This is a genomic window from Pedobacter psychrodurus, assembly GCF_032678585.1.
Classification (GTDB): domain Bacteria; phylum Bacteroidota; class Bacteroidia; order Sphingobacteriales; family Sphingobacteriaceae; genus Pedobacter; species Pedobacter psychrodurus_A.
The window spans coordinates 1-8,356 of the sequence record NZ_JAVTSN010000092.1 but is presented as its reverse complement, the minus strand read 5'-3'; the positions used below and the strand labels follow the sequence as shown (position 1 = coordinate 8,356).

Below are 8,356 nucleotides of genomic sequence, written 5' to 3'. Positions count from 1 at the left end.
CAGAAATGTGGGGCTTTTTTGTTTTATTCCCGCTGGGATTCGGACAGAAGTGCCGGCCTGGGTTCGATTTGTAAAAGGCTCAGGGCCGAGTTCGGGATTTTGCAGGGCTGAGCCAATCCCAGCGGGATCACAGAAACCTTCACAGAAATGTGGGGCTTTTTTGCATTTAGTTCTTACATGTTCTCAAATATAACACATTGATGAAAATTGAGCTTTAAAAACTCAGATGCGCTTAGGTGGCTTAGGTGGTGATAAAAATATTGAAAAGGTTAGATCATTGTAACTTGAAATGTTAAACTATGGCTAACGGGCTAATGAAATGGAACTTCAAAATCCAAACCTTATATGTTCTAAAATTCCTTATATGGTTATAAAAAACAATCAATTCCTGAAAGTTTATAATTTGGAATGTTCTAATGTTCAACTGTCCACACACGCACACTTGCTGTTCGATAATGAACGGTTCCATTAATGCATCATGTATAAATTATTCCTTTCTTGGGTGTATAGCACATTTTTTCCTCTTGGCACGTACTTGGTTGTGCCTTGTACAGTTATATTTGTTTAACTGATAAACCATTGCTGCCATGTTCAGTCTCAATTTAAAAATTGCTTTACGCAACCTGTGGAGAAATAAGATTTCCTCTATCATCAACATTGTTGGTTTGGCAGTTGGTTTATCTGCCTGTTTGTTGTTGCTGCTGTACGTCAATTATGAAATGAATTTCGACCGGCATTTTAAGGATTCGGACAAAATTTATCAGGTAATGACCAATTTTCAGGATGCGTCAGGGAAAATTACCAGTACAGGTGGTGTACCCGGAAATGGAATTGCGATGGCCATTAAATCTAAAATACCAGAGGTTGATGCCATCACCCGCATCGGTGGGGGAGATCATTCGCTTATTGCCAACGGAGAAAAAAGCTTCAAAAAAACGGATCTTTTTGGCGACCCTGAAATTCTGAAAGTTTTCAACTATGAATTTATTGCCGGTGATCCCAATACGGCTTTAAATACGCCTAACGGTATTGTATTAACCGAAAGTATGGCAAAACTTTTATTCGGTACTACCGATGCACTGAATAAAACAGTACGTTATAAAGATGCTTACAATTTAAAAGTAACCGGGGTGATGAAAGATTTACCCGCCAATACGACGCTGCGTTATGATTATTTAATGTCGTGGTCTTTTTTTGAAAGCATAAACCAATATGTTAAAAACCCAGGCTGGGGCGATTTTAGTTTTCTAGCCATTGCAAAGGTGAATAATCCTGCACTTATCGATCCGATCAACGCCAAAGTGAAATTACTGTTCAACGAAAACTATAAAGAGCAGAAGAACCAGAATTTTCTTTACCCTTTGTCCGATCTGCACCTATATGGCGAATTTAAGAACGGCAAGAGTGTAGGTGGCGATATCGACCGTATTTACCTTTTTGTGGCACTTGCTTTTGGCATTTTACTGGTGGCCTGCATCAATTTCATGAACATGGCCACTGCTAAATCAGAACGCAGGGCAAAAGAGGTCGGCATCAAAAAAACCATCGGCGCAACAAGGGGATCTTTAATCATACAGTTCTTAACCGAAGCCATGGTGCTGGTGGTAGTGGCGGTATTGTTTGCGGTGGTGATTGTTGAAGTTACCTTACCCATATTCAATAACTTATTGGATATCGATATCGTTATCGGTTATACCAACATAGGTTATTGGGTGGGCATTTTAGCCGTAGCACTGGTCACCGGACTTTTGTCGGGTATGTATCCCGCATTTTTTCTCTCCTCTTTTAATCCCATTCAAACCTTAAAAAGAAAAACAGCAAGGGCGAAGCTCATCCCCATTAATTTAAGGCAGGTGCTTGTAGTAGGCCAATTTTGTTTTGCCATCATGTTGATCATCTCCACCCTGGTGATTTATAAACAGATGCAGTTTATTAGAAACAGACCAATAGGCTACAATAGCAATCTGCTTGCAGAAATGGCACAGGATGGCGATTTATCCAGCAAATTTGAGCTGTTTAAAACCGAGCTGCTTAAAAGTGGTGCTGCTACAGCAGTTAACCAGACTACCCAAAGTATGACCCACGTTGGTAATTGGTTTTATGGACTTAAATGGCCCGGCATGGAAGAAAAGGGGAAAGAAATTGTATTTAACCGCCTGCAAACCCAATACGATCTTGTTAAAACCACCGGAATAGAATTGTTGGAAGGACGCGATTTTTCCAAAGATTTTGCTTCCGATAGCGCTACAATTATGTTGAGTAGCAGTGCAGTGAAAGTGATGCAGTTAAAAGACCCAATAGGAAAAACGGTAGAGCTCTTCGGAAATAAATTAAAAGTGATTGCTGTATTTAAAGACTTTTTATGGGATTCTCCTTATCGCCCTGGCAAACCTATGGTGATTAATTTTAGTAAAACCGAAAACGGGAACATCAATTTGCGATTAAACCCCAACAACAGTTTAAGCAAGAATGTAGAGCTGATTTCGGCAGTTGCCAAAAACATCAATCCAAAATATCCTGTAGAAATGAAGTTTGTGAACGATCTGTTTGCAAGTAAACTGCAGTCGGAAAAAATTCTGGGTATCCTGGCCAATCTGTTTGGTGGCATTGCCATATTGATTTCGTGCATGGGCCTTTATGGTTTAGTGGCTTACAGTGCCGAACAGCGTACCAAAGAGTTTGGTGTACGCCGTGTGCTGGGCGCCTCGGTAAGCAGCATTATGCAATTGCTTTCGGTGTCGTTTTTGAAAATGGTTTTGGTAGCGGCTTTTATTGGTGTTCCATTGGCTTATTACCTGATGAATAAATGGCTCGCCAGTTTCGAATTCAGAACCAGTATCTCTTTCTCGATCATATTCACCTCTATTATCGGAACAGCGGTTGTTGCCTTTTTAACGGTAGGTTTTCAGGCTTATAAAGCAGCCAGGGCTAATCCGGTGGAGGCTTTGAAGTATGAATGATATTACAATGGATTAACCATGTAAGACATATAAGTTGCATGTAAGCTTATATGTTTCTGATGTGTCTTATATATGGTTCCAATTATCAGTGGTTTCCGTTTATAAATCATGACATTCCAGGCAAAGTAAGATTGACATTTTGAACAAAGCAGCCTGTTGTTAAGCCCGTTATTTTTGTTGTGTATTAAAACAATGAAAAAATGAAACACAATAATTACAACGGGGCGTTACAACAGCCAATCGGCTCAGGCTTTAATGCAGCATCTACCACAAACGATGTGATAAAAGGAATAAATCTTAGGGGTAAAACAGCCATCATTACAGGTGGTTATGCAGGGATCGGTTTAGAAACCACCAAAACATTTGTACAGGCAGGGGCAAGAGTAGTTGTACCGGCGCGCGACATTGAGAAAGCAAAAAAGAACCTAACCGGTCTGCTTAATGTTGAAGTTGAAGCCATGGATCTAATGGATTTTGACTCTATTAATGCTTTCGCAGAGAAGTTTTTAGCCAGCAACCGCACACTCGATCTGTTGATCAATAATGCAGGTATTATGTGGGTACCTTTACGCAGAGATGTCCGTGGTCACGAATCGCAGCTTTCTACCAATCATTTAGGACATTTCCAGCTTACGGCTAAATTATGGCCCGCGCTTAAAAAAGCCAATGCTGCGAGGGTAATTAATGTATCTTCTTACGGACATCAGATTGCACCATTTAATTTTGAAGATCCTAATTTTGAAGAGCAAGAATATCAAACCCTGGTGGGTTACGGGCAATCGAAATCGGCGAATAACCTGTTTGCCGTAGAACTTGACGCGCGTGGTGCAAAATCCGGAATTAGGGCTTATGCTTTACATCCGGGTTCGGTGAACCATACCGACCTGGGTAGGGAAGCCCCAATGGAACTTTTTCAGCAAATGGGTACACATGATGCCGATGGCAATATTTTTCAAGATGTAGAAAAGAACCTAAAAACACTTGCACAGGGTGCCGCTACCACCGTTTGGTGTGCCACAAGCCCATTATTAAATGAGATTGGCGGGGTATATTGTGAAGATGCCGATGTTGCTGAACTGGATTTGGGGAATATTGAACACCTCATGTCTGAACCCTCTACTTTACGTGGCGTACAACCTTATGCTATTGATGAGCTAAATGCGAAACGCCTGTGGGATTTAAGTGAAGAGATGATCGGCATCACATTCAGTGCAGATTAATTAAAAGCAATTATTTGTATTTTAGCCATAATGGAGTTTCAAACAAAATATATCACCCCAGAGATCAAACTTTCCTGTTATGAAGACAAGTTGTTTAAAACGGAAGTCGTTTTCGATCACCACATGCTGGTATGGTTTATATCAGGAGAAACCAAAATTATTGAGGCCGATAAGGAGCATATATTTAATGCCGGAGATATTTTTTTGATTCCACGGAACCAGTTGGCCACCATTATCAATTATCCGAAAGACGGGCAGCCACATAAAAGCGTGGTGATGCATTTATCAGCCAAACATTTGAGCGACTTTTATGCCAACATTGATGTTGGTGCTCAGATACAGGTATCGCAGAAAATCATGAGTTTTAGTCATCATCCATTGTTAAAAAGCTGTTTGGCGTCATTAATTCCTTATTTTGATCTTCAGGAGGCTTTTCCAGAGCACATTGCGACCATGAAAATAAACGAAGCCATTAACATTCTACGCTTTATAAATCCGGCTATCGATAATATGCTTACAGATTTTCGGGAACCGGGCAAAATCGATCTGGTCGATTTTATGGAGAAGAACTTTATGTTCAACATGCCCTTAGAGAAATTCGGGTACCTGATTGGGCGGAGTTTGTCAACCTTCAACCGCGATTTTAGAAAGGCATTTAACCTTTCGCCGCAAAGATGGCTCACAAAAAAAAGATTGGAGCTGGCGCATTATCAATTGGTAGAAAAACATAAGAAACCCATAGAAGTATACATGGAAACAGGCTTTGAAGACCTCTCACACTTCTCCTTTGCTTTTAAAAAGGAATTTGGCTACGCACCCTCCGCATTGATCAAATGAGCTGTGCATCATCAGGCAGTATCTTAAATGAGGGGTTAAGATAAATTGTTATTTCGACAGCAGTGGAGAGATCTTTGAACTACCCACTTAAACATAGTTCAAAGATCTCTTTATGATCATCCGCAATGGATACCTCCTCAAATAGTTAGGGAATGTAAGATAATCAAATCAATTGGGTAAGGCAGGAAAGCCATTAATTCCAATAAAATTGTAGCTATAGAAATTAGGCATATCTTTGTAGATGTTGATCTATGTGTAGAATCCTTAACCTTCTTTATCTTAATGACCTTAATCAAATAATGGTCAGGGTTTAAAATCGCACTAGCTTAAAGTAATAAACAAATGGATGCTACCCAATTTTACGAACAGCTGAGCAATCAGTTATCACTTCTGCCCAAACACCGGCTTACCGGCTTCGGTATTCATATTTGCGAAAGGCTTTTGCCAGACTATATCGATTTTCACCGTCAGTTTAATTGGGGCGATCCTGAAATATTAAAGCAAGCGATCCAGTGTGGGAAAGATTCGCTGTCCAATGCGGTAGATAATGAAAAGGTAAAACAACTTTTGATTGATCTGGAAGCAGTTTTGCCCGATACCGAAGAATTTATCGATCCTTTAACCAATTATGCATTAAATGCCGGATGTGCGGTGTTCGAACTACTGGAATATCTGATCGATCCTGAAATAGACCATTTGCTCAATATTAGCAGTACCATAACCGATACCATCGATTTTAAATTGAGCGAGCAGGATGATGATTTAAGTGAAGAAGAAATCGCGAATCACCCCGAGCTGCTCAAAGAATGGCACGATCAGCTCGAAATCAGCAAATAAGCGATCGTTTTACAATTCCTGCATATGTTCTAATGCCGCAATTATTTTCTTCTGGCTTTTAATGGTTGCGTTGCAAAGCTCGAGCAGGTGGTTTTTTTCTTTAACCAGATTTCTAAGTTCGTTTAGTCCCTCGTTATTTTGAGTAACAATATTTGCCTCAAACTTCACCAGGTCATCATCCTTGCGGTAATATTCGAAAAAGTTAGTTTCGAGGGCAATAGAAATCCGTGTTAAAATAGCCGTATCAATAGAAGCCGATTTAAGTATGGTACCCACGCGGTGTTTACTTATGCCTGCAGCCCCGGCAAGCTGATCCCTGCTAAAGGATTTTGCCTTCATCTCTTTCCAGATCACCAATCCAATGTTTATGCCCATGATTTAAATTTTGCTGTGTAATTATTTCTTTTGCGCTTCAACACCGTATAAACCATTTTGGTAGAGGTAAGAAGCCATCTGGTAATTGGATATCGCTTCATCAATCAGTTTCTGATCGGCAGGGATTGCAACCGCATTACCGGTAGTAAAATCGGGTTTGTAAGTAGCTGCCTTTTTGTTTGGATCGAGAATCACCAGTTTACTGTTTTTGATGTAACCCAAACTTTGGTAAGTGCTAATAAAAGCACGTTCGTCACTATCTTTCATTTTAAATACATCCTGACCGAAAAATTTACTGTTGTAGCTGAAATTAAGATAACCTAAAATGGTAGGGCCGATATCAATCTGTGCGGTTAGCTTTTCAAATTTACCTGGTGCAATATGCCCCGGACTATAAAAAATCATCGGGATATGGTATTTATCAACTGGTAACTGCACTTTGCCGGCACTAGAGGCACAATGATCGGCTACAATTACAAATAACGTATTGGCAAACCAGGGTTTCTGTTTCGCCTCGCGGATAAATTTGCCAATGGCATAATCGGTGTATTTAACGGCACCTTCCCGGCCGGTATGCGAAGGGATATCAATCCTGCCCTCGGGGTAAGTATACGGACGGTGGTTCGAAACCGTCATAATCTGTGCGAAAAAGGGTTTGTTGTTTTTGTAATCTTTATCCAGCTCGCGTAACGAGAGCGTAAACAGATCTTCGTCGGCCACACCCCAAATGTTCGAATAATGGATTTCCGAATCCTGCAATGCACTCCTGTCGGTTACCTCATAACCATTGTTCGAAAAGAATTCGTTCATGTTATCGAAATAACCATAACCACCATAAATAAACCTGCTGTTGTAACCCTTGGCACGGAATATACTGCCCAGGGTAAACAGGTTTTTGTTATCAGGCCGTTTTACAATCGATTGGCCAGGTGTAGGAGGGATACAGAGCGAAAGGGCTTCTAAACCACGCACGGTACGCGTGCCCGATGCGTATAGATTATCGAAAAGCATTCCTTCTTTGGCCAGCGAATCGAGCTGGGGTGTAATATGCTGTGTATTGCCAAAGGCCGTTAAAAATTCAGCGCTTAAACTCTCCACGCTAATCAGCACCACATTCATTTTGTTTTCGGTACCCGGGTTACTAATCGCCCTGGAAGTGTTTTTAAATGTTCCGTTTTTTATAACCGTATCTTGTTGTAACAGATGGCTCAAAATAGATTGAGCATTTTTGATCGGAATTGTTTTGTAAAAAGTATTGTAATCGAGCTGGTTGTTCCAAAAGGCAAAACCAAAGTCGTACATGCCGTTGCCCGAAAGTTCGTTTACATATTGGTTTTTGCTCAGGTATTTTAATTTATGGCTCACACCGAAATAGGTTAAAACAGGCAGGCACAAAAGAACCAGTGCAATCTTTGTGCGTTGGCCAAAACTACTTTTGTGGTGGGTAGATGCCGTAATCCGCTTTCTTAACAGATAAACAATCGCGGTGGTAATAAGCACCAGGCCGATCATAATGCTGTTAATCGGGTACGATTGGCGGATATTACCAATCACTTCTGTGGTATACACCAAATAATCGACCGCTATAAAATTATAGCGCACCGAAAATTCTTCCCAAAAGAACCACTCCGATACGGCATTGAAGATGAGTGTGAAAACAACAAAAAAGAAATAGATGAACAATAATACTTTGTTAAACTTGCGGTTATACCATTTGGAGGGCAGCAGCCATAAGTAAAGCACAATCGGAATGACGGCGAAAGTTGCAGCAGCCAGGTCGTAAAACAAACCGATCACGAATATTTTAAGCAGGTTCAATATCGACCAATCGACAGCCGAAGCACTAAATATCAATAAACTGAGCCTGGTAACAAGCGATATACTGCACAACAGTAGGGTAACTAAAAAAACTGGTCCAAATCTATTGTCTAGTAGTTTATTTGCTTTTTGTTTAATGCTCATAATTAATGATTAATCCAAAATTGGATTTAACAATCCGTCCATTGTTTATAAAGGGCGAAGGTAGGTTCCAATTCTGAAGTAATTCTGAAGTTTGGTTAGTGCCGAAAGGTAGGAAATAATTGTTGTGCTTTACAATTATTAATATGGGCACAATGCCTGATGGTA

General features: G+C 40.4%; 6 protein-coding genes. 4 read left to right on the top strand and 2 right to left on the bottom strand.

All coding sequences use genetic code 11. The annotated features are described in order from the left end of the window. The first annotated feature begins 587 nt into the window (after positions 1-587). The 4 genes from R2S57_RS29910 (at position 588) to R2S57_RS29895 (ending at position 5,854) form a co-directional block, all read left to right on the top strand. A complete protein-coding gene (locus tag R2S57_RS29910; protein WP_316848573.1) occupies positions 588-2,960 on the top strand; it encodes an ABC transporter permease in 2,373 nt (790 codons plus the stop codon). 200 nt (positions 2,961-3,160) lie between these two features. Continuing rightward, the gene (locus R2S57_RS29905; RefSeq protein WP_316848572.1) at positions 3,161-4,180 is read left to right on the top strand and encodes an SDR family NAD(P)-dependent oxidoreductase; all 1,020 of its coding nucleotides are present in this window, start codon (positions 3,161-3,163) and stop codon (positions 4,178-4,180) included. Between the two features lie 30 nt (positions 4,181-4,210). Further along, positions 4,211-5,017 (top strand): helix-turn-helix domain-containing protein, encoded by an 807-nt coding sequence (locus R2S57_RS29900; protein ID WP_316848571.1) that lies wholly within the window; start codon positions 4,211-4,213, stop codon positions 5,015-5,017. Between the two features lie 342 nt (positions 5,018-5,359). Continuing rightward, a complete protein-coding gene (locus R2S57_RS29895; RefSeq protein ID WP_316848570.1) occupies positions 5,360-5,854 on the top strand; it encodes a DUF416 family protein in 495 nt (164 codons plus the stop codon). A gap of 9 nt (positions 5,855-5,863) precedes the next feature. Here the strand turns inward: R2S57_RS29895 and R2S57_RS29890 are convergent, their stop codons facing one another. Both R2S57_RS29890 and R2S57_RS29885 read right to left on the bottom strand, forming a co-directional pair. After that, positions 5,864-6,229 (bottom strand): helix-turn-helix domain-containing protein, encoded by a 366-nt coding sequence (locus R2S57_RS29890; RefSeq protein ID WP_316848569.1) that lies wholly within the window; start codon positions 6,227-6,229, stop codon positions 5,864-5,866. A 21-nt stretch (positions 6,230-6,250) separates the two neighbouring features. Then, positions 6,251-8,191 carry an LTA synthase family protein gene (locus tag R2S57_RS29885; protein WP_316848568.1) on the bottom strand — a complete coding sequence of 647 codons (1,941 nt, stop codon included), beginning with the start codon at positions 8,189-8,191 and terminating at the stop codon, positions 6,251-6,253. Positions 8,192-8,356 lie beyond the last annotated feature (165 nt).